Raw genomic sequence first — 21,553 nt, 5'->3', positions numbered from 1 at the left:
TCACGAAAACGAAAATTTACGTTCTCATAAAACCGGTAGCAGAAAAATATTTTTTGACCTTTTTTTAAAAAAAATCCGGTTTGCTCTTTGAAATATGTTCTTTTGCAGGGGAAATAAAGGTTTTAATGATACAATGTTATTTATTTTCATCTTTTAAAAAAAGGTTTTTTAATATAAATACTCTAAAAATAGGACTTCATCCTCAATCTTAATATGAATACAATGCAATAACTCTTGAGTATGCCACGCGAAAAGATCATTTCAGGTGCTCTCGAGGGAGAGGGAATAGAGGGCCGCAGGAAAAAGTCCAAAATCCCTTCTGACAACTCCGGGGATAAAAGCCATGATGATCCTTTAGATACAGGTTTTGGCAGTTCAAAGCCGGACAGGAAGGCAATGGGAGATTCGCATATTTCTGATAATTCAGATATATTTTCCACAGGTTTTGGATCTTCATCGCCAAAGCGGAAATATTCGGGTGCTTCATCAGTCGGAGACGATTCAGACATATTTTCCGGTGGTTTCGGCTCATCAGGAGGCCGGAAAAAAACATTTGACAGAATCAAACCCGAAACTGAGAATAAAGAAAAACATGATTCTGAGGAATTATCTAAAAACACCTCTGAGGAGAGAGCAATTCATGGAGGGGACAGTCCCGGAAGTATTGAATCCGAGATGGTGACAAAAAAAGAGGATCCTTTCTACACCGGATTTGGATACACTGACCAGAGAAACCAGAGGACAATAAAGTCAGGCAAAAAAAGTTCTGAAAAGAAGGCCGGTTCTAAAAAAGACGTTAATGATGCTGATTCCGGAAAAAGTGCCCTCTATATTGACGATGAAGACGATCTCTTCAGCTAAAATTTAAAATTATCTTTTTTTATTTTATTGGGAAGGTTTCAATATCCGAAATGCTGTTTACGATGATTTCCTTTTGGTTTTTGTAAAACTGAACCGTTCCTGTTGCCTTTATCTCACGTCCAGGTGAAAAATTAACGCTTTTGTCAGCACCGCCTGATATGAAAATGATGATATCGTCTGTTTTTATTAAAAGATGGCCGCCTGTCTTTGTTTTTGAAATCTCTTTTATTATTCCCTCATAGGTAACGAGATCATTTGTTTCTGAAGAGTTGTCATACTTTTTTGCAAAGGATTCCTTTCCTGCAGATGAAAGGAATATGTGAGCCGCAATAATTATTGCAAGAACAATAATAAGAGCTGTTATTGCAGTTTTTTCTTCTTTTCCAAAGATCATTTTATCCGTTTTTATACAGGGAGAAGTGTTACAATCCTGTTCTGTCTGATCTGAGGCGGTACTTTGAATCCGATGTCCAGCGGAAGCGAACTCTTTGGTGTCAGCGAGACCTGGAATGAATCGTATGCCTCCACAGGTGTGCTCTGATATACAAGAATGGTGAAGATCTCGTTTGGTTCAAGGAGCAAATCCTCATCAGCGTCCTGAAACGGAATGACACCTGACTTGTCTGAAATTGTCCATGCAGGTTTAAAGAGAGGATTATTCCCGGAATATGAAAGCTTCTCTGATTTATTTTTGTATGTAAATACAATCTCTGCACCATCCATTTCAATCGCCCCTGTGCTGCCAGTGACAAGCTTCACAGGAATCTGGCAGCTTCCCATGGCGGAAGATGACGGATTTTCGCTCACTAGTGTAATAGTCCCTGCTGTGCCGCCTGTATCCTGCATGCCGTAGCAGTCGCCGTCCACAATAAGCAGGTATCCGGTTTCTGAAACGGCAAATCCCACAATTCCCCCGGGACTTTTATGATTCATATCAGGCATGGATGCGTTGAAAATGATGCCTGCAAAGAGATAGATAAAAATGCATATGACTGCTATTGCAATAATTAGTTCAAGACCTGTCAGCCCGTCTGCATTTTTTAAATTTAATATTTTATGCATAATGCTTATCTGGTATTAATACCGCTCTCCTTTTAGCATTTTCCAAATTTAACAGCCCTTCCCATAATGGGAATTATAATATACTGATCGTTTACAAAACCGCCTAAACAGGAATATGAAAATAAAGACATTGATCTACATTGTTCTCATTTTAATCATCCTGTCAATTGCAGTGCCCTCTTTGATCTCTTCAAATCCGGATTTAAAGAAAAGTACTGCCCTTTCAATTGCGGATTTTGGCCTTGAGAACAAAAAGTACGAATGGAGTCTTTCCGCATGTGACTGGATGCTTGAGGATTCACCCTATGACTCTGAAATTCTTAAAAGAAAGGTTGCAGTGCTCACAATACTTGAGGATTACGAGGGTGCCCTTGAGAATCAGAGAATCATACAGGAATTATCCCCTCTGGACATGACAAAGGAAGACTGGCACAACCTTGCGGTTTTAAACGCCAGAACGAACAATACAAAAGATTCTGTTGACTCATATGAGCAGGTTCTAAAAAGCTGTGAGCTTATGCTGAAGACCAGTCCGGATGACTCATCAGCCATTATGGAGAAGGCAGATGTTCTGATTAAACTTCAGAGGTATGATGAGGCCATTGAGGCGTACAATGTTGTAATTAATGAAGAACCTTCAAATGCAGGAGCATGGATAGGACTTGGTGACGCTTATTTATTCAAGTCCATGTACCTCCAGGGTCAGTTGAAGGATATGTACAAAGAGCTTGGAAGGGCGCCCTCCGGCGAAAAGACAGGCTATGATATGTCATCATTTGAATCTCACAGAAAGGCTGTGGAATCCTACAATAAAGCTGTTGAAATCGACCCTCTCTCCTATCCGATGGTAGCGGCAAAGATTATGGGCGGTTTTGAAAAGACAGTTTCAGGTTACCAGGATATCTTAAAGAACCTGTAATTATAATTTTTTTGAAAAAAACAAAAATACACTATTTTTGAATCTTATTTGTCGGATTAAAACGGCAGACTATCCCGCGTGTTTTTTCTGCAAATAAACGAAAGAAATGTCTGAAAAAAATTTTTGATATATTTAGAGAAGTCCAAAGGATTTGAGTGTGACTTCAGGATTTACAGCACCTACGCGGTACACTTTGCCTTCTGAAAGTTCGTTTATGATAACTTCAGCAGGTGAGAAGAGTGCTGTATCAATCTGGTAGAAATCAAAGTTTGCTGCCTTGAATGTGTCATAGAAAGGCTCACCGTATGATGATGATTTGTTTGACGGGATCTTGTCAAGGTATTCAGTGATTTCAGGTGCATTCATTGTAAGGTAGATCTGTCCGTGATAGATTGTTGCATCGTTTGTGCATCCCATTGCCTGTGTCGAGTCTTTTTTGACCGGTGGAATTGGTGCGGTACCGATTGCGGAGTGAATCTTCTTTGTGTCAAAACCGAGTTCGTTTAACTTGTAGATTGATGTTTCCACGCAGCGTCCTGCAACCTGGATTGAACCTACAATTGATGCTGTTGGTGCAACAAGTGCACATACATTTCCAACATCCACATTGCATTTATCTGCAATGTGTTCCATTACCTCTGCGTTTGGAAGTGTGTCGGATTCAAGGCATATTACTGCAACATCTGACTCGTCTTCATACTCGATTACTTCGAATGTGTGCTTTGGCATGAGTGAAAGTGCACGTGCCGGACCGCTTCCCATTGCAAAGAAGTTGCCTGTCTTTACAGTCCATCCTGCTTTCTGTGATCCAAGGCATGAGATTGCAGGGAAGTCTGTGTTTACATCGATGAACGGCATCGGGATACCGTTAATCTGGCCGTTTCTGAATGATACTTCACCAAGACCGCCCATGCAGATCTCTGTAAAGCGTTTTCCTGCAAGATAGCCGCCTCTTGTTTTTACACCACAGTCAATAAAGCGGGCACCGTTGTCGAACTGATGGAATTCCACATTGTAGTCTTCCGGATACTCCGCCATTTCCTCGAAGATATCGAGGGCAATTTCGTTAACACTTATCATTAGAGTGATCCTCCTAAATCATACATGAACGAGCAAAATAGATAATAGTTTTTAATTGCATTACTGTGGATTTCAGGGCAGAATCTCAATCACACGGGCAGGTTCATACCTGAGGGTTATAACTCTCGTCCTTCCCCTGCCTTCCCTGTAGTTGAGGTTTACAAGACGCATTGAGTCAAACTTTTTGACAATTTCGTAAAACCTTGTGTATCCTATCTTGATCTCTTTTTTGATCTCTTCAAAAACAATACTTGAAGTCATCTCTTTTTCTTCTTCTGCCATTCCGGCCATCAGTTTGAGAATTTTTTTCTCTTCGGCATTCAGTGTTTTTATTGTGCTTGAGAGATGAAGATTTTTTGATATCAGATATGCGCGGCAGATGTCGTCTTTTTCTATTTCGCGTCTTGCATCCATCTCGGCATTTAAGGCGGCACGTTTGAGGAGATCAATGCCTACACGCAAATCACCGCTCTTCATGGTCTGCTCAACAACGAGATCAAGCATCTCGTTTGTAATTACACCCGGATAAAGGCCCTGTTTGACCCTTTCGTTTAGAATATCGCGTATTTCGGGTTCATCGTAAGGTGAAAAATAGATCTCTGTCGGTCTGAAAACGGATGAGACCCTTACATCCACCTCCTGCATCAGATTCACGCTCATGTCTGATATGACAGTAATTACTCCCATCCTGACTCCCGGATGGGATTCGTGTGATCTAAGGAGAGTGTAGAGAACTTTGTTAATCTCTTTTTCATACAGCAGGTAGTTTGCATCGTCAAGGCATACGAGCAGAACAGCATTCTTCTCCTCGATGAGCCTGCATACCATGTCAAAGAGATTTTTAAAGGATGTACCTGATGCAGGTGGCGGGCGGTTTGTAAGGCTTTTGTAGATCTGTGAAAATATTGCGAATTTTGTATTGTCGATCTGGCAGTTTACATATACGGGAATAAGTTTTTTTGTTGTTTCTTCTATCTCTTTGAAGAGTTTTTTTATGGTGGTTGTCTTTCCCGTGCCCGGAAGCCCTTTGCATATTGTATTTAGTGGTCTTGCACCCATCATCCCCGGTTTTACATGGAATGCAAGCTCCCTTATTTGTGAATCCCTGTGATTGAACTGCTCCGGCATGTAGTCTATCTCAAAAACCTCGACATCGCGAAACAGCGTTTCATCCCACATGAGCAGATCTTTTTTCATGTCAAAAAATTATTGTCCTGTATTGTATTAATTTATGCCATTATTTCAGAATTTTTTTGTCCCCCGGCGGAATATATTATTCAAATAGTAGAGACATAGATAATATCAGCATTTGTTGCAGGATTTCCGGCAAATGATGATAGTTACCCCCACTGAAAAAATCTTTTGTGATGAAGCAGGGTACTGATGCCGGAAACTAAAAAAATAGTGTTATTGTTTTTATTATTCGTTTTCCTGAGAGAACATGATTTTCAGGAAATTTTCAGCCTTTTGTATCCCGAATCCGCCTTTTTTTGCTGCCTCCTTCTCTGAGTAAATCAGGCAGTCGTCAGTTCCCTTCCCGAGTATTGCAAACGGAACAGGTTCATTTGTATGTGTTTTGATCCTTATTGGTGTCGGGTGATCGGGGAGAACAGCAACAACCGCATCTGTTTCACTAAGTATCAGACCTGTTACCTCGTCAAGGCGCTCAATTGCCTTCACCTTCTCCTCATAACTTCCCAGATGGCCTGCCTCATCGGGTGCCTCCACATGCATATACACAAAATCAAGTTCTTTTAAAGCCTCTATTGCGTATCGTGCCTTTGCTTCGTAGTCTGTGTCAAGGTATCCTGTTGCGCCCGGGACTGAAATCACCTTCATTCCGGCACCCGCAGCGATACCGTTTAAGAGATCCACTGCCGAGATCATTCCTCCGGAAAGCCCGTATTTTTCCCTGAAGTTTTCAAGAGCCGGTTTTTTTCCTCCGCTCCAGGGCCATACCTGTGTTGCCGGTTTTTTTCCTTCCCGGATTCTTTTCTCATTTACAGGATGGTTTGAGAAAACCTCTCTGCTTATTTCCATTATTCTCTGGAGGATTTCTGCGTCCCCGTCTTTTGGGACGTATTCGGCAATATCCTCACCGGTTATGTCATGGGGCGGTGTTGATTTTGCCCCTTTCCCGTCAGGGACAACCAAAAGATTCCTGTAGCTGATGCCTGGGTAACCGGTTGCAATGCCCTTTATTTTTTCATTGAGTGAGCTGAAGAGAAGGGCACTCTCCTCCGATGTTATATGCCCTGCGGAGAAATCCTCCATTGTGCTGCCGTTTATGGTTACAAGGTTGCAGCGGTAGGCGATATCTGTGTCACTTAAATTCAGACCCATGCTTATTGCTTCAAGAGGCCCTCTTCCGGTGTAGCATTCTTCTGGTTTATATCCCAGAACCGAAAGGTTTGCAATGTCGCTCCCCGGCTCAAAACCCTGTGGTACCGTATGAAGCATTCCGCATTTTCCCTCGCGGGCAATCCTGTCCATGTTGGGTGTCTTTGCATATTCGAGAGGTGTCTTTCCTCCAAGTGCCTCTATCGGCTCATCTGCCATTCCGTCGCCGAGGATTACTATGTATTTCATTCGCTGCCTTCCTGGATTCTGTTTATATTTTGAAAAAATATTGAAATTTTTTGTAATTATGCAGTTATTATCTTATTTTATTCTTCCATCTCTTTTAAAAGAGCCCTTGCGGCAAGTCTTACCGATTCTTTTGAGTCTGTGTCAGGTGTCCATCCAAGCGATTTCAGCTTTTCAACAGAGAGCTGCATTTTTGGGACATCTCCAACCCATCCCCTGTCTCCTCCGCTGTATTTGAAGGCAACGCCGGGCAGACCCATCTCTTCTGTTATGATCTCCGCAAGTTCTGTTACTGATATCCAGTCTTCAGAGCCGATGTTGAAGTAATTGAAGGTTTCATCCGAATTTTCACATGCATAAAATACTGCCCTCACACATGCATCCACCGAGAAGTAAGACTTTGTCTGTTTCCCGTCACCGAGGATTTCAAGCTCTTTTGGATTTTCCTTAAGCTTATGGATGAAGTCCCAGATTACACCGTGGTTGCTTCTCTCTCCGATGATGTTTGCAAACCGGAAAACACGGGCCTTCATCTGATAGGTGTGGGCATACGAGGCTATTATCGCCTCGTCTGCGAGTTTTGTGCCTGCATAGATGGAGATCGGGATCATCGGCGAGTAGTCTTCAGGTGTCGGTATTGTTTTTGCCTCACCGTAAACTGTTGAGGTTGATGTGAAGACAATCTCCCTGACGCCGTATTCCCTCATTGCTTCAAGAACATTTATGGTTGCACTGACATTGTTGTCACAGACGGGTTTTGGGTTTTTGGCGCTTGCACGGACATCCGGGTCTGCTGCAATGTGGAAAACCCTGTCAGCACCCTCCAGGTATTTCTGCCACCCGTCGGAGAGGAGATCGGCTTTAATCAGCTCAGCTTTTCCTGAATCAAGATGCCCCGCAATGTTTTGTTTATTTCCTGCGCTGAGATTATCGATAATGAGAACCCTGTCTCCTGACCTGACAAGGTAATCGACAATATGGGAACCAATGAACCCGGCACCGCCGGTTACAACTGAAAACATGTAACCTCTATTTTTGTTTCTCTTTTATCTTTGTTATTGCGGCAGGGGTGTCTGAAGTTACGGGTGAAAACTCCGTTTGTATCTGTCAGGTCTTTTTTGTCGGGCGTTTAATCAATGTATTTTTGATAAAAATTTCTGAATCTGCATGATTTTTGTCATATTGCATATAATTATTATCCTGAATAACTGTACACGACTTTATAGTTGTTTTAGATTACTTTTTAGAGGCAGTATTTTATGGTTAAAAAGGAGAAACAGGCCCTCCCTGAGGGTGCGCTTGAAACAGTTGAGGAAAGCGGAGGGATTTCGGAGATTTACCGGGCACTGCCTGAAGAAGAGACTGCAATTCTTTTAAAGGACATATATCATGCATGTTCGGACATTTACCGGATAAAGATTCTTTTTATGCTCACAAAACAGCCGCTTTGCGTGTGCATCATCCGTGAAGTACTGGATATCTCTGATTCCCGTCTGTCATACCACCTGAAAATTCTGCAGAAAGCGGGTTTAATATCGGGGACTTCTAAGGGAACTTGGATTATTTATGAGCTTACCAAAAAGGGGCGTTTTTTCTCAGATTTGAATATTAAAATATCCGGAAAAGTCTGAGAGCAGATAAGCCGTCAGTAAATGGTGAATATTTAAAAAAACTGATTAATCCATTAAAAATAATTTGTTTTGAAATCAGATTGTGATCTCTCATCTCTGCTCTTCATGATATTTCAAGGAAACAGAGAATTGTTTCTGCCATCTTCTCAGGCATCTGATACATAAGGCCGTGCCCGCCGCCTTTAAACTGAACAACCCATGAACCTTTTATCATCCCGGCCATGTGGGTTGAGTTTTCAGGAGGGATTATTTTATCATCAGAACCTGCGATAAAAAGAACTTTTTTCTCAATGCATGATATCCGGTTAAGACTGCCTCTCCACCGGAGTGCCGCCCTGCATTGTTTCATAATTACCCCCGGATCTTTTGAACCGACGGATTTTGGCATGTAAATCCTGTGGTCAGGATTTTCTCTGACCCATTTTTCTGTCGTAAGGGATGACAATACCTCCTTTGAAGAAACTCCGCCGACTGCAATTCTTGATACAAAAGATCTCATTGCAGGGTTTTTCATCTCATCGGATGATGCGAATGTGCTGTAGAGGATAAGGCCCGAGACCTTTTCCGGATAATTCAGTGCAAGCTCCTGTGCAATGGCAGAACCCATGGAGTAACCAAGAACGTGGGCTTTTTCTATCCCCAGATAATCCATTAAGGCGGCAGTGTCGTCAGCAAAAAGTTCAATTGAGAAATTCTCATCTTTTCCGGCTGAAAGCCCGATACCTCTGTTATCAAAGATGATTATTCTGTATTTCCTGGAAAGAGGCTTCAATAAATGATAAGGCCATTCGTTCATTGTGGCCCCGTAGCCCATTATGAGAAGAAGCGTTTCTCCCTTTAAATTTCCAAAAACACGGTAACCTATACTGGTTTTGTTAACTCTTGCGATTGAATGACGCGGGAGAAGAAGATATCCGGATTTTTCCCTGAAAGGTACAAGAGAGATGCCTGATTCCTTTTCGGGTTCATTTTCACTATGATTCTCTGAAAAACTGTTTTTATCGCATAATAAAGCGATCTGCAGCAGAGTACACTACTGCATCCCATGTATTTTCTGATACAGAATACATAATATATCAGCAGTTATTTAGAAATCTCAGGTATATATATCTGACTTTTGCTTTAAGGGAAGTCAGGGTTTTTGGATAGTAGAGCTTTTTTAAAATTTGTTTCCCCTACTGATCCATTCATCATTTATGGCGTATATAAATTTTAAACAGAATTAAGATGTACGGAAAGACAGCTTCTGAGCTTTTGACAAAGGTGAGGACAGAAAAACCACTCGTTCACCATATAACAAACTATGTGACAGTAAATGACTGTGCCAACATAACTCTCTGCACAGGTGCATCCCCGGTGATGGCACATGCAGTGGAGGAGGTATCGGAGATGGTATCCTATGCCGGTGCTCTTGTGTTAAATATTGGTACACTCTCCCCTGGTCAGATAAAGTCAATGCTTGTTGCCGGAAGACGTGCAAACGAACTTGAAATACCGGTTATCCTTGATCCTGTGGGTGCCGGTGCCACAAAACTGAGAACAGAGAGCACTCTTTATCTTCTTTCAGAGCTCGATATTTCGGTTTTAAAGGGCAATGCCGGAGAGATCGGTGTTCTGGCAGGCTCAAAAGGAAAAGTAAGGGGCGTGGATTCTGAAAGTATTGACGGCGATGCGGCAGATATTGCAGTTGAATGCGCAGAAAATTTTGAGACCATTGTGGTGATGAGCGGTGCAACCGACATTGTAACTGACGGAAACAGGACTCTTACCGTAGAGAACGGTCATGAAATGATGGGAAAACTCTCAGGAACCGGCTGCATGGCGGCATCTGTGTTGGGCTCCTTTGCAGGCGTATCTGAGGATTATATGCTGTCATCGGCATCAGCCCTTGCAGCATTCGGTCTTGCCGGTGAAAAGGCTGGAATGTGCGCCAACGGGCCTTATTCTTTCAGGACTGCACTCTTTGATCAGCTTTATTCACTAAAGCCCGTTGAGCTTAAAGTGGATGCAAAGGTGAAAGAATACAATGGCGTATGACCTTTACGTAGTAACTGATGAGGGATTAGGTAACGGCCTTTCACACACAGAGATTGCCCGGCTTTCAATCCTTGGAGGTGCCGATGCAGTCCAGCTCAGGGACAAGAACATGCCATGCAGGGAGATGGTAAGAGTCGCCTCTGAAATAGCTGATATTGCAAAAGAGAATGGTGCCCTTTTTTTTGTAAACGACAGGCTCGATGTTGCACTGGCTTCTGGTGCAAACGGAGTCCACTTAGGTCAGGACGATCTGCCGCTTGAATATGCAAGGGCGATTGTCCCCGGGGATTTTCTGATAGGCGTCTCTGTCGGGAACGTAAAAGAGGCGGTACTGGCAGAGGACGGCGGTGCAGACTATATTGCACTCAGTCCCACATTTAACACAGGTTCCAAGGATGATGCAGGGCCGGGACACGGACTCCTTGAACTTTCAAAAATATCTTCAAGGGTGTCGATACCCATCCTTGGAATTGGCGGGATAGGGGTCCATAATGCCGCTGATGTCATCTCGGCAGGAGCAAATGGCGTTGCGGTGATTTCCGCTGTTGTGAGTCAGCAAGACATCCCGTCCGCTGCATATGAGATGAAAGAAGCCATCAGGTCTGCAAAGGATTCCCGGGCAGGATTTTGAGCCTTTCTTTTTTTTAATTATATTTGAAAATAAATTTTTCCGGAAGTATCCAAAAAACAATAGATATATCCCGCAAAAAAAAGAATTTATTAAGGATACATTTCTGGTGTAGCTATGAATATGTCAAAAGGAAAACCGCATAGTTCGATTATTTCTAATTTTAAAGTCTATGGGGTTGTTCTTTTTTTGGAGAGTTATAATGGAGTCCGTTAGTTATTCAGATACTCTTAAAAAAGTAATAGGTGGTGTCCAGGTCATTTTTGTGGCTTTTGGTGCTCTTGTTCTTGTGCCATTGCTCACAGGTCTTGATCCAAGTGTTGCACTGTTCACCGCCGGTGTAGGAACATTAATATTTCAGGTAATAACAAGGTGGAAAGTGCCTATCTTTCTGGCATCATCGTTCGCCTTCATTCCGGCGATATCATACGGTGTTGCCACATGGGGAATTCCGAGCACCCTTTGTGGTCTTGCCGCCGCCGGTCTTTTTTATGTTCTGTTAAGTTTTATAATCCGTTTCTTTGGTATTGAGATTGTACAAAAATTCTTCCCGCCTGTCGTTGTCGGGCCTGTTATCTGTGTCATTGGTCTTTCACTTGCACCTGTCGCTGTCAATATGGCTCTCGGCCTTGCAGGAGACGTGCAGGTAATACCTGTTGAAACAGCACTCATTATCGCAGGAATATCACTGTTAACAACGCTTGCAATGTTCATCTTTGCAAAGGGATGGTTCAAGCTGATCCCGATCCTCTGCGGAATTGCTGTGGGATACCTTGTATCTTTGTTCTTTGGCGTTGTCAACCTTACAGAATTTTATGCAGCAGATATAATTGCAGTGCCTCACTTTGTTCTTCCCGAGTGGAACCTTGCAGCAATTCTTTTCATTGTCCCTGTTGCCATTGCACCTGCAATCGAGCATTTTGGTGACATTCTTGCAATAGGTTCTGTTACAGGCAAAGACTACCTCAAAGACCCCGGTGTTCAAAACACAATGCTGGGTGACGGTGTTGCAACATTTGTCGCATCTTTCATCGGCGGTCCGCCAAACACAACATACTCCGAAGTTACCGGAGCCGTTGCACTGACAAAGATGTATGACCCGAAAATCATGACATTCGGTGCAATATTTGCAATTCTCTTTGCATTCGTTGCAAAAATCGGTGCATTCCTGCACTCAATACCGATACCTGTAATGGGCGGAGTAATGATCCTGCTCTTTGGCCTTATCGCAAGTCTTGGTATTGACCAGCTGATAAAAAACAAAGTCGATCTCTCCTGCCAGAAAAACATAGTAATCCTCTCGCTTGTTCTCGTAACAGGTATCGGAGGTCTGTTTATTCCTCTCGGTGAGTTCAAGCTTGCCGGAATAGGACTTGCAGCAATAATCGGAGTAATACTGAACTTTGTAATTCCTGCACCAAAAGAATGCAGCGAACCCGAAGATCACGGAGTTGATTTCTGATATGGCAGTTATAAAAGTCTCACACCCGCTTGTCACACACAAGCTTGGAATGCTAAGGAACATTGATACAAATTCAAAGGACTTCAGGGAGCTTGTAACAGAACTTACAAACTTTCTGACATACGAGGTTACTAAAGACTGTGAGCTTGAAAAGACGACAATACCCGGATGGGAGGGAAAACCGGTTGAGGTTCAGAAACTAGCCGGTATTGACCCTTCAATTGTTCCGATTTTCCGTGCGGGAATCGGAATGCAGGAAGGATTTTTAAAAGTAATCCCGACTGCCAAGATTAGCTATGTCGGATATTACCGTGATGAATCAACACTCCAGCCAAAGCTTTACTATGCAAAGCTTGCAACAGAGATCCATCAGAGAAGGGTTTATGTCCTTGATCCTATGCTTGCAACCGGAGGAACAACCTCTGCCGTCTGCAAGCTCCTGAAAAAGCAGGGATGCAAGGATATTAAGGTTCTCTGCATTCTTGCGGCACCTGAGGGTCTTTCAAGAATGGAAGAGGATCATCCTGATGTCGATATTATGCCGGCTGTAATTGATGATCACTTAAATGAGAAAGGCTACATTGTCCCTGGTCTTGGAGATGCGGGTGACAGGCTTTTTGGAACCAAATAATATTTTTTAATAATTACCCGTTTTTTCTCCTGTTATTTCAGGATCACTCTGTCTTAAACCAGTAAGCGCCGGTATTTCCAATGATTAAATAATACATCCGGCAAAGATAATAATGTGAAAATTTACGATTTAATTGTTGAAAATTTTTCAATATTAATAAAAGGTCTTTTGATGGGGACTTGTGACATCATCCCCGGGGTATCGGGGGGGACTATTGCACTTATCACAGGGATATATGAAAGGCTTATAACGGCAATTGGAAATATACGCCCTGCTATTGTCGTTCCTTTGTTAAAGGGGGATTTCAAATCCTTTGAAAAAGAGCTTGAAAGAATTGATTTTGTATTTCTTCTGTTCCTTGTTGGAGGAATAGGTCTTGCAGTCATAACTTTTGCAAGGATTATACTATATCTTCTTGAAGTCTATCCGGGCCTTACCTACTCGTTTTTCTTCGGGCTGATTGTTGCCTCGTCCGTTTTGATTTTCCTGGAGATTGAATACGAAGCAAGGACGATAAAAGCCGGATTGTTTCTTATCTGTGGAATTATTGCAGGATTCGTGATAGCAGGATTAAACCCCGCATCTCTTGGACACTCTCTTCCGGTTTTGTTCTTCACAGGCATGATTGCAATATGTGCAATGATCCTTCCTGGAATTTCGGGAGCATACATCACACTTCTTATGAATCAGTACGAGTATCTTCTTGCAGCGTTAAAGGCGGTATCACTCCCGGAGATTATCTCCTATATCGCAGGCGGTCTTATCGGTCTTTTGATGTTTTCAAAGGTTCTTAAATACCTCTTAAAAAATCATCAGGTTTCAATGCTCTCATTCCTGACAGGGCTGATGCTCGGTTCGGTAAGGATGCTTTTCAATAAAATTGAAAGTGCAGGGGGTTTTGACTTAAGTGTCATATTTTTGTTTATCTCCGGCATACTGGTGATTGTGGCGATGGAGTGGATAAAGCGAAAGTATGACGGAAAGTTCAGAGTCTGAATATTATCTCTGAAATCAACTCCGTAAATTTTCATAAGACGCTGCCTGAAACTTTTTTCAGACACCTTTTTTTAAAAAACCGGTGCAGCTTAAATTTTCTGCATGAATAATGTTTATAAAACTCCTAAATATTATTGCGGTTGTGACCAGGTGTGGATGTACTCAGATTTATCCCACAAAAAAATTATTTTCCCCACTTATGCTTTAAAAATCAGGGGGTTGTTTTGGTTTTTAATTTTTGATTCTGATTATTTTTTTAAACAATTCAGATTGAAATCCCTGTCATAATTACAAAGAAGAGGATGAAGTCATACACTGTGTGTGTGATTGCCGAAACCGAGGTGTTGTAACGGCTTCTTATGATTGCAAAGATAATTCCTGCAATAAAGACTGACAAGACACCGTCCCAGCTGTACTGGAATGCATGAAGTGCGGCAAATAAAAGTGACGGTATGATAATGCCAAACTTTGGCTGCAGGAGACCCCTTATTGCAATCTCTTCGCCAAAACCTGCACAGACTGCTGCTACAACTATTCCAACCGGTGTTAAATAGGCGGCAAAGAGTTTGTTTACCGCTTCCGAATCGGTTGTTGCCCAGCCCATATAATCCCAGATGAAGCTTATCAGGTGATCTATCCCTGTAAAAAGTGCAACAAGCAGGATACCAAATCCTGCTGCGATAAGGATTTCCCTGCCTGAAGGTTTTACAAGACCGAGCCTTTCAGCGACATCTTTCAGGTTTCTTGTTGTAAAAAGCCCTGCAAGCAAAAAGGATGCAAGCACCATTGAGAGAAGTGTGAATATATCCAGAGTTATTGCATCAGACATCATCTGGTCGGGTGCGTTTAGAAAAGCTTCGGATAAATACGGCGGAGCCCCTGTTACGAGGAGCGGAACGACCATGGTCAGTGTTATCGCAAGAATTGCAACAAGTGCTATCTTATGCGGAAATGACTTCGGGTCTATTGGAATATAACGTGCCAGAAATTCCCTGAATTTTGTTGATAAACCAACCAGGCTAAAAAGTCCGGCAATGACTGTCAGGCAAAATAGCAGCGTAAGCTGAAGAATTTCCGCATTGAATGCCCCTGCCTCAATCGATGCCTCGATAAATGCGTCATCCGTAGCTGATATAATTTCAGGCGGAAGGATAGAAACAGCCCCTATTCCAACTGCGAGAAGTGCTGAAATTCCGATTAATGAGAACAGGCACATGTATGTTGGAATTTTAAGTCCGGGGAAACGCTCCGAGAGATATGCCAGCATTCCAAGTGTTACAAACGGTGCAACCTGAAGAATTGAGAGTACGAATGATTCCGCGTCTCCCGAAACCGGAATGAGAAATATAACTGCTGCGCATATCGCAAAAAGTGCAAATACCCCGATTATCCCTTCGGGTTTAAAATTATCGTTGTCTGAAGTGTTCAAATCTGTTTATCTCCATATATTACAAAAAAATAACCCTGTATTTTGATTGTCACGGGGTTTTGATCTTTTACGCATTCTTTCAGATTTTTCTTATATTAATATGCATGATGCTTTCTATCCTGAATCACTTAACTGGCAGGGCTGAATATAATAATTCCCCTTATATATGGGAAGTCATGAAAACTAAAAACCAGACTGTTTTTTATGGAAATGATTTATGATTTTCATGCCAAATAGTTATCAGGAAAATCATGTTCATAGGCATTGATCACGGAACTACCGCCATAAGATTTGCATCAGAGGATAAATACTTCAAGATCTCACGCAAGGACGCGGTATATTTTGAACTCTCGGATTTGGAAGAGATATGCAGTGTTGACGATATAGAGGGTTTTTCCGTCTGCTATTCGATGGGTGACGGGATCTCTGAAATCACAAATATAAGGGATGTTAAAAACAGGGGAGTAATCACACGTGAGGGTGCCGGTGAACACATAGGCGGCGGAACGCGTGTTTATGATGAAATATACAAAAGCGGGATTCCTGCAATAGTAATCCCCGGAATTCACAGGAATTCCCCTACTGACCCACGCTTTAAGGTATATTCCCACCAGACCAGTCCTGAAAAGCTCGGGATTGCATACGAAGTCATGCAAAAACTGGGCGATGATTTCATTGTTTCTGATGTAAGTTCAAACACGGTGTCGCTTCTCGTGTCGGAGGGGAAAATTACCGGTGCATTTGATGCATGTGTGTTTGCGCCTGGCAGAAAGCACGGGGCAATTGATGTGGACGGTATCAGGAAAATTGATTATGGGGAGTGGACTGCAAATGAGGCGTTTATGCATGCCGGTGTTGATGAAAATCTCCCTGAGTCTGATCGTTTAAGTGCACTTGCCATGTTTTCGGCAATGGAATGTGCCTCTCTTGGGCTTTTGAACAAAAATGCAAAAATTGCACTTGCGGGTTCGGCCGCCCCTCTTATTGCCTCTGAGGTCTCCGGGCTTTTGGGTGTGGATGTTTTGGTTTATGACGAGTGGTGTGCCTCTGTAGGTCTTTTTAAAATAGCAAGGGATGTTTTTTCGGGCAAAAGTTCCATACTTGGCCTTGATGTCCGGCTTTAATCAGTAAATCCGGAAAATATGATGCAGTGGTAAAAAATTATATTTATCTGCTGATATCAGACTAACCTTTTTTCAGGATCACACAGATCCTAAGCCCGTTTTCATGTTCCCCGGGGATTTTGTCTTCTGCATATACCTCTCCGCCGTACTTCAGGGCAACAAGGTCATGTACGATGTAGAGTCCGATCCCCTTTCCGCTTACCCTGTTTTTATTATCCAGATTCCGTAAAAATTTCTCAAAAATCCGGTTTTTCATCTCATCAGGGATTCCCGGACCGTCGTCTTCAATAATTATTTTAATCCGGTCACCCTGTTCTTTTGTGTATATCTTTACATTGCAGTTTTTGCCTGCATATTTCTGTGAATTGCCAAGTATGTTTGAGAAGACCTCGGTCAGAAGTTCATTTGCAATGACTCTCTGTCCTGATTCTTCAAAACTGATATTAATGTCCGGGAAATGTCTTATTACCTTATTTATCGTTTCATCCAGATCGATGAATTTCATCTGGCTTCCCTTTTCCCTTATCTTTCTGATTGTTGAGACATTTTTTATGATATCATCACTGTGTTTTATTGATGCAATTATCTTTTCTGAAGGGATTTTAAGGTCATCGCTGAGTGAATCGTTAAGATATTCTGCAAATCCGAGTGCAGCCATATTTGCATTGTTTATGTCGTGTGTCATTATATCCAGGAAAAAGTCGGCATCTTCACCTGCGGTTCTCAGTTCATTGGTTCTTTTATCTATGAGCGATTCAAGCTCCTGATTGTGAATGAGGATAGTCTTTTTTTGTTCCTCCAGTACGGATATATTATTTTTGAGACGGTTTACCATTTCAGAAATGCTGTTTTGAAGGGATATGATCTCTTCAGGGCCGCCGGTTTTGATTTTCCTCTCAAGATCGCCTTTTAATATCGTATCTGTATCTTCTGCAAGTGTTTTTACAGGCATTGCAACATGTGTGGAAACAACATATGAAATCATGATGATTAAAGCGAAAATCAGAATAAAAGACGCAAATTTTGAAACTACCATTTTATTTAATTCGGTTTCGATAAGCTCTTTTGAATATGTAAAACCAACTACAACACTCGGGTTTGATCCAAATTCAGGATCATAGAGGTCTGTGTACCTGTATCTTGTAACCGTCTTTTCGTCCTCATTTGTAACCTCAAAGTTATTTTCATTTTGCAAGATCTGCTCTTTTAGCATATTCAGGATTTCAGGACTGGTCTCATCTGCATTTTTTATTGTATATCCGAATATGTCATAGAGTGCCACGTCCTTAAGATAGGGATTCATCCCTTTCAAATCCTCAACAGGTGCTGAATATTTCAGATGGGATCTTATTTCGTCGTAGTCCTTGATTTCATATGATAATTCAAGAATATAGTTGTGATCCGGAGTAGGGTAGTACGAATACTTGCTTACGGTATTTAAATCATTCAGGCCTCTTACAACCCTGTCTCCAGAATAACCGTCGGTTTGAAGAATTTCATCAAGATAATTTGAAAAATCACTGTATGCCTTAAAATCAAGTCCCATATCTTCTTCTTTTGTCGTCTTTATGATGACCTGGTTTTTATTAATTATATAGAGTTCATAATTATCCCCTAATTTTTCTTTTATAAATTCGAGATCCATCTCTTCGGGATTTTGATTTTTATTGTAATATTCCTCAAAAAAAGGTATGAAAGCTGATCTCATCTGTTCATCAAGTGTTTTGTCATAAACCAGAAGACCTTTGTTTGAGAGTTCTATTGCCTCCATTATACTGTTTTCAGTATTATTCTGAAGGAGATTATAATTTGAATTAAAGTCATTTTTTATTTCATTGTAGTCAATGAATGAAATTATTGCAAAAAGAGGCGCTATAATTATTATGATGGCTATAAGAAGGTATGATATAAGGGACAGTTTGTAATTATCTTTATTTTTTTTAACCGTCATTTTTTGCTCCCCCTTCAAACAAAGATTGATTTATTTAATTGAGTTGTTTAAGTTAAGTAAAAATAATTTTTCAATTATACTCACTATATTTATTATCTCTGATAATTGTTGCTATCTGGTTTTCTTTCTTTATGAAATAATTTGCAAAACCCCTGGCCTTTCCCAAAATGATATTTCTAAAATATATAATCAAAAAGAAACCTTTGATAAAATAGACGTCCGGAGTGGAAATATATGCCATTCACATAAGCTGCGCACAAATGCATAACAAACAGATATGGTCTGCTTATAATCTCATTTTTAAAATTCAGACAAAACTTTTGAAAAATCACCTATGAATTTTCTTAAAAAAACTGACGCATCCGGAAACAATCAAAAAACATTCTGTATAATTTTTTAAAAATAAGTTAAACCGGCTAAAAAAGATATAAAAATTTGATTTAATTTTGGTATTACATCATTGGTGGCATTCCGCCCATGCCACCCATGCCGCCCATACCTGCCATTTCTTCAGGTGAAGGCATGTCGCCGCCGCCCATCTTGGATGCAGCGATTACGTCATCGATTCTGAGGATCATGATTGCGGCTTCTGCTGCTGATGCAATTGCCTGTGTCTTGACACGCATTGGCTCAACTACGCCTGCTGCAAGCATATCAACTGCCTTTGCCTCAAATACGTTAAGACCTGCTGTCTTCTTGCCGTTCTCGTGTTCTGAGCGGAGTTCGACAAGCATGTCGATTGGGTCAAGACCTGCATTTTCTGCGAGTGTTCTTGGGATGATCTCAAGAGCGCCTGCGAATGATTCAATTGCAAGCTGTGCACGTCCTTCCTGGGTTGCTGCAAATTCACGGAGTCTGAGTGAAAGCTCAACTTCCGGTGATCCTCCGCCTGCAACAAACTTCTTGTCTTCGACTGCGACTGATACAACGCGGAGTGCGTCTTCAAGTGCACGGTCAAGTTCATCTACAACGTGTTCTGTTCCACCGCGTACGATGAGTGTGCATGCTTTCGGGTTGTTGCATTCTGTGACAAAGATCATCTCTTCGCCGCCGACCTTCTTCTCTTCGACAAGGCCTGCTGAACCGAATTCATTTGCGTCAATTGCATCGATTGAGGAGATGACTGATGCGCCTGTTGCACGTGAAAGTTTTGTCAGGTCTGACTTCTTTACACGGCGGACTGCAAGAACTCCTGCTTTTGCGAGGTAGTGCTGTGCGATGTCATCGATACCTTTCTGGCATACGAGAACATTTGCACCTGAATCAACAATCTTGCTGACCATTGATTTGATCATCTTTTCTTCTTCATCAAGGAACATCTGAAGCTGGTCCGGTGATGTGATTGAGATCTCTGCATCCACTTCTGTCTTCTTGAATTCAACAGGTGCATTTAAGAGGAGAATCTTTGCGTTTTCTACCTTCTTTGGCATTGCGGGGTGTACACGCTCTTTGTCGATTACAACACCCTCGACAATTTCTGAGTCCTCGATTGAACCGCCGACTTTCTTTTCAACTTTAACAAAGTCTGTGTCGACTGTTCCGTCCTCATCTGCAATCATTGTGATTGCCTTTACGACAAGTTCGTTGAGTTTTTCCTTTGCTGCCTCTGCACCTTTTCCTGTCATTGCTGTGTCTGCAATCTTCTTGAGCATTTCAACATCGTCTGCCTTGACGTCGATTGCAAGCTCTTTGATGAGTTCCTGTGCCTTGTCTGCTGCAAGTCTGTAACCGTGTGCAATTACTGTGGGGTGAACATCCTGGTCAAGAAGCTCTTCTGAGCGCTTTAAAAGTTCACCTGCAATGACTACAGCTGATGTTGTTCCGTCTCCGACCTCATCGTCCTGTGTCTTTGCAACCTCGACCATCATCTTTGCTGCAGGGTGCTCGATATCCATCTCTTTGAGGATTGTAACGCCGTCGTTTGTGATTACGACATCACCGATGGTGTCAACAAGCATCTTGTCCATACCTTTTGGACCGAGTGTTGTACGAACTGCGCCTGCAACTGCCTTTGCTGCTGCAATATTGCCGCTCTGCGCATCGCGACCGCGTGTGCGCTGGCTGCCTTCTTTAAGAATGAAAATTGGCTGACCGCCAAGATTTGCTGCCATGATTATTATCTCCTTTAATTTCTTAAAAAGGTGGTTAGTAGTTCTATATATATATTATCACTCGTCGATCAGATCAATGAGATCAGAACCAAGATTCAGGGTTGAAAGTTCTTCTTCGCCGATGATAAGTGTCTTTCCCACTTTTTTTCTTTTATTATAATCGGTAATGACACATACGGCTCTTGAATTTGTAATGTCCGATATATTCCCTATCAGCGCTGCACGTCTGAGCGTTTTTTGTGCAGTACCGTAGCCGGCAAGAATTGTTGTTTTTTCATATATGGCAAGTGCTTCAAAAGGCGCACGCTGCATGGGGTGTGTCTCCATTCCAAGCCTTTCAAAATCCTGTGGGACGGATGATGATTTGGCACTTTTATCCTCTTTCTGTTCTTCGTGTTTAAGATCAAACCCTGGTGAAGGGCCGTGTGAAAGGAGATCAATTGCCTCGACAATTGCAGTATCAAAGAGTTCTTCGAGTTTTATTGCAATGTCGAGGGTTGTACCCATGCCGCTTTCATACTTTGATATTGTTCTTCTGGAAACACCAAGTGAGTTTGCCAGATCCCCAAGGGACAAACTGTGCCGCTCACGCATCTCCCGTAGTTTTGTTCCGTTGATATTTACGTACAGACCGCCCGGCTGGGCATATACAAGCGGGGGAACGTCCTCTACAAAGAAATCGTAGAGTGTTGTGGCACTCGTTGCAATAATTCCGTATCTTAAATAAACAGCTCCTCTCTCAAGTTCGGAGTCCCTTGATTTTTCTCCGACTAAAAGGGGTTTTGCACTGAGGTGTTTTGCAATAATACAAAGATCGTGTGCACTATCCTCGCCTACGCTGTCTATATGGGAAACTACTTTTATCACCAGAAGGTTATCCCGCTTTCCAGCTATAAGGTCAAAACTGCGCGGACGCATCCCGCAACGCTCTGATACATTGTAACCTGCCATTATCAGCACGCTTACAACAGTCTGGAGAAGTCTCTCTTGCGACATCTTTTTTGTTACCTTTCTTTAGAGAATGTAACTATATAATTAGTACTGT

At 42.0% G+C, this 21,553-nt stretch carries 20 protein-coding genes; 9 read left to right on the top strand and 11 right to left on the bottom strand.

What is annotated here, in order from left to right; all coding sequences use genetic code 11:
* The first annotated feature begins 240 nt into the window (after positions 1 to 240).
* Entirely contained in the window at positions 241 to 861 is a 621-nt protein-coding gene (locus F1737_RS10705; RefSeq protein WP_317136567.1) for a hypothetical protein, read from the top strand.
* Between the two features lie 19 nt (positions 862 to 880).
* On the opposite strand, the gene F1737_RS10700 is transcribed toward F1737_RS10705, so the two are convergent.
* Both F1737_RS10700 and F1737_RS10695 read right to left on the bottom strand, forming a co-directional pair.
* Positions 881 to 1,255 (bottom strand): hypothetical protein, encoded by a 375-nt coding sequence (locus tag F1737_RS10700; RefSeq protein WP_317136566.1) that lies wholly within the window; start codon positions 1,253 to 1,255, stop codon positions 881 to 883.
* Between the two features lie 11 nt (positions 1,256 to 1,266).
* Positions 1,267 to 1,923, bottom strand: a complete 657-nt coding sequence (locus F1737_RS10695; protein WP_317136565.1) for a hypothetical protein — start codon at positions 1,921 to 1,923, stop codon at positions 1,267 to 1,269.
* Positions 1,924 to 2,038: 115 nt separating this feature from the next.
* On the opposite strand from F1737_RS10695, the gene F1737_RS10690 reads away from it, so the two are divergent.
* Positions 2,039 to 2,842 carry a tetratricopeptide repeat protein gene (locus F1737_RS10690; RefSeq protein WP_317136564.1) on the top strand — a complete coding sequence of 268 codons (804 nt, stop codon included), beginning with the start codon at positions 2,039 to 2,041 and terminating at the stop codon, positions 2,840 to 2,842.
* Between the two features lie 132 nt (positions 2,843 to 2,974).
* On the opposite strand, the gene mch is transcribed toward F1737_RS10690, so the two are convergent.
* The 4 genes from mch to F1737_RS10670 all read right to left on the bottom strand — a co-directional run bounded on the left by mch (position 2,975) and on the right by F1737_RS10670 (position 7,530).
* Positions 2,975 to 3,922 (bottom strand): methenyltetrahydromethanopterin cyclohydrolase, encoded by a 948-nt coding sequence (mch, locus tag F1737_RS10685; protein WP_317136563.1) that lies wholly within the window; start codon positions 3,920 to 3,922, stop codon positions 2,975 to 2,977.
* 72 nt (positions 3,923 to 3,994) lie between these two features.
* A complete protein-coding gene (locus F1737_RS10680; RefSeq protein WP_317136562.1) occupies positions 3,995 to 5,119 on the bottom strand; it encodes an ORC1-type DNA replication protein in 1,125 nt (374 codons plus the stop codon).
* A gap of 222 nt (positions 5,120 to 5,341) precedes the next feature.
* The gene (locus tag F1737_RS10675) at positions 5,342 to 6,511 is read right to left on the bottom strand and encodes a cofactor-independent phosphoglycerate mutase (RefSeq protein WP_317136561.1); all 1,170 of its coding nucleotides are present in this window, start codon (positions 6,509 to 6,511) and stop codon (positions 5,342 to 5,344) included.
* 77 nt (positions 6,512 to 6,588) lie between these two features.
* Positions 6,589 to 7,530, bottom strand: a complete 942-nt coding sequence (locus tag F1737_RS10670) for an NAD-dependent epimerase/dehydratase family protein (RefSeq protein ID WP_317136560.1) — start codon at positions 7,528 to 7,530, stop codon at positions 6,589 to 6,591.
* Positions 7,531 to 7,767: 237 nt separating this feature from the next.
* On the opposite strand from F1737_RS10670, the gene F1737_RS10665 reads away from it, so the two are divergent.
* Entirely contained in the window at positions 7,768 to 8,139 is a 372-nt protein-coding gene (locus tag F1737_RS10665) for an ArsR/SmtB family transcription factor (RefSeq protein ID WP_317136559.1), read from the top strand.
* Positions 8,140 to 8,242: 103 nt separating this feature from the next.
* Here the strand turns inward: F1737_RS10665 and F1737_RS10660 are convergent, their stop codons facing one another.
* On the bottom strand, positions 8,243 to 8,956 hold the full coding sequence (locus tag F1737_RS10660) for an alpha/beta hydrolase (protein WP_317137899.1): 714 nt from the start codon (positions 8,954 to 8,956) through the stop codon (positions 8,243 to 8,245).
* Positions 8,957 to 9,366: 410 nt separating this feature from the next.
* Here F1737_RS10660 and thiM point away from each other — a divergent pair, with 410 nt between their 5' ends.
* The 5 genes from thiM to F1737_RS10635 all read left to right on the top strand — a co-directional run bounded on the left by thiM (position 9,367) and on the right by F1737_RS10635 (position 13,893).
* Positions 9,367 to 10,176: a hydroxyethylthiazole kinase gene (gene thiM / locus F1737_RS10655; RefSeq protein WP_317136558.1), complete on the top strand. Its 810-nt coding sequence runs from the start codon at positions 9,367 to 9,369 to the stop codon at positions 10,174 to 10,176.
* Positions 10,166 to 10,807, top strand: coding sequence for a thiamine phosphate synthase (gene thiE, locus F1737_RS10650; RefSeq protein WP_317136557.1), 642 nt, complete (start codon positions 10,166 to 10,168; stop codon positions 10,805 to 10,807). The genes thiM and thiE overlap by 11 nt, the downstream gene beginning before the upstream one ends.
* Before the next feature lie 199 nt (positions 10,808 to 11,006).
* Positions 11,007 to 12,266 (top strand): uracil-xanthine permease family protein, encoded by a 1,260-nt coding sequence (locus tag F1737_RS10645; protein ID WP_317136556.1) that lies wholly within the window; start codon positions 11,007 to 11,009, stop codon positions 12,264 to 12,266.
* 1 nt (position 12,267) lies between these two features.
* Positions 12,268 to 12,897: a uracil phosphoribosyltransferase gene (gene upp / locus F1737_RS10640; protein WP_317136555.1), complete on the top strand. Its 630-nt coding sequence runs from the start codon at positions 12,268 to 12,270 to the stop codon at positions 12,895 to 12,897.
* 114 nt (positions 12,898 to 13,011) lie between these two features.
* Complete coding sequence (locus F1737_RS10635; protein WP_317136554.1) at positions 13,012 to 13,893, top strand: DUF368 domain-containing protein; 882 nt, start codon at positions 13,012 to 13,014, stop codon at positions 13,891 to 13,893.
* Positions 13,894 to 14,158: 265 nt separating this feature from the next.
* Here the strand turns inward: F1737_RS10635 and F1737_RS10630 are convergent, their stop codons facing one another.
* A complete protein-coding gene (locus tag F1737_RS10630; RefSeq protein ID WP_317136553.1) occupies positions 14,159 to 15,322 on the bottom strand; it encodes a CPBP family glutamic-type intramembrane protease in 1,164 nt (387 codons plus the stop codon).
* 251 nt (positions 15,323 to 15,573) lie between these two features.
* Here F1737_RS10630 and F1737_RS10625 point away from each other — a divergent pair, with 251 nt between their 5' ends.
* Positions 15,574 to 16,446, top strand: coding sequence for a methanogenesis marker 12 protein (locus F1737_RS10625; protein ID WP_317136552.1), 873 nt, complete (start codon positions 15,574 to 15,576; stop codon positions 16,444 to 16,446).
* A gap of 61 nt (positions 16,447 to 16,507) precedes the next feature.
* Here F1737_RS10625 and F1737_RS10620 read toward each other — a convergent pair whose 3' ends face one another.
* The 3 genes from F1737_RS10620 to F1737_RS10610 all read right to left on the bottom strand — a co-directional run bounded on the left by F1737_RS10620 (position 16,508) and on the right by F1737_RS10610 (position 21,504).
* A complete protein-coding gene (locus tag F1737_RS10620) occupies positions 16,508 to 18,397 on the bottom strand; it encodes a HAMP domain-containing sensor histidine kinase (protein WP_317136551.1) in 1,890 nt (629 codons plus the stop codon).
* Between the two features lie 452 nt (positions 18,398 to 18,849).
* The gene (gene thsA / locus F1737_RS10615; RefSeq protein WP_317136550.1) at positions 18,850 to 20,508 is read right to left on the bottom strand and encodes a thermosome subunit alpha; all 1,659 of its coding nucleotides are present in this window, start codon (positions 20,506 to 20,508) and stop codon (positions 18,850 to 18,852) included.
* A gap of 57 nt (positions 20,509 to 20,565) precedes the next feature.
* Positions 20,566 to 21,504: a transcriptional regulator gene (locus F1737_RS10610; protein WP_317136549.1), complete on the bottom strand. Its 939-nt coding sequence runs from the start codon at positions 21,502 to 21,504 to the stop codon at positions 20,566 to 20,568.
* Positions 21,505 to 21,553 lie beyond the last annotated feature (49 nt).

Source organism: Methanoplanus sp. FWC-SCC4 (genome assembly GCF_032878975.1).
GTDB classification, from domain to species: Archaea; Halobacteriota; Methanomicrobia; order Methanomicrobiales; family Methanomicrobiaceae; genus Methanochimaera; species Methanochimaera problematica.
This window is presented reverse-complemented; position numbering and strand designations above follow the sequence as displayed.

Coding starts and splice junctions, on each gene's coding strand:
- F1737_RS10665 (WP_317136559.1), top strand. CDS start 7,768: ATGGTTAAAAAGGAGAAACAGGCCCTCCCTGAGGGTGCGCTTGAAACA.
- F1737_RS10625 (WP_317136552.1), top strand. CDS start 15,574: ATGTTCATAGGCATTGATCACGGAACTACCGCCATAAGATTTGCATCA.
- F1737_RS10695 (WP_317136565.1), bottom strand. CDS start 1,923: ATGCATAAAATATTAAATTTAAAAAATGCAGACGGGCTGACAGGTCTT.
- F1737_RS10690 (WP_317136564.1), top strand. CDS start 2,039: ATGAAAATAAAGACATTGATCTACATTGTTCTCATTTTAATCATCCTG.
- mch (WP_317136563.1), bottom strand. CDS start 3,922: ATGATAAGTGTTAACGAAATTGCCCTCGATATCTTCGAGGAAATGGCG.
- F1737_RS10680 (WP_317136562.1), bottom strand. CDS start 5,119: ATGAAAAAAGATCTGCTCATGTGGGATGAAACGCTGTTTCGCGATGTC.
- thsA (WP_317136550.1), bottom strand. CDS start 20,508: ATGGCAGCAAATCTTGGCGGTCAGCCAATTTTCATTCTTAAAGAAGGC.
- F1737_RS10610 (WP_317136549.1), bottom strand. CDS start 21,504: ATGTCGCAAGAGAGACTTCTCCAGACTGTTGTAAGCGTGCTGATAATG.
- F1737_RS10700 (WP_317136566.1), bottom strand. CDS start 1,255: ATGATCTTTGGAAAAGAAGAAAAAACTGCAATAACAGCTCTTATTATT.
- thiM (WP_317136558.1), top strand. CDS start 9,367: ATGTACGGAAAGACAGCTTCTGAGCTTTTGACAAAGGTGAGGACAGAA.
- F1737_RS10620 (WP_317136551.1), bottom strand. CDS start 18,397: ATGACGGTTAAAAAAAATAAAGATAATTACAAACTGTCCCTTATATCA.
- F1737_RS10705 (WP_317136567.1), top strand. CDS start 241: ATGCCACGCGAAAAGATCATTTCAGGTGCTCTCGAGGGAGAGGGAATA.
- upp (WP_317136555.1), top strand. CDS start 12,268: ATGGCAGTTATAAAAGTCTCACACCCGCTTGTCACACACAAGCTTGGA.
- F1737_RS10675 (WP_317136561.1), bottom strand. CDS start 6,511: ATGAAATACATAGTAATCCTCGGCGACGGAATGGCAGATGAGCCGATA.
- F1737_RS10645 (WP_317136556.1), top strand. CDS start 11,007: ATGGAGTCCGTTAGTTATTCAGATACTCTTAAAAAAGTAATAGGTGGT.
- thiE (WP_317136557.1), top strand. CDS start 10,166: ATGGCGTATGACCTTTACGTAGTAACTGATGAGGGATTAGGTAACGGC.
- F1737_RS10670 (WP_317136560.1), bottom strand. CDS start 7,530: ATGTTTTCAGTTGTAACCGGCGGTGCCGGGTTCATTGGTTCCCATATT.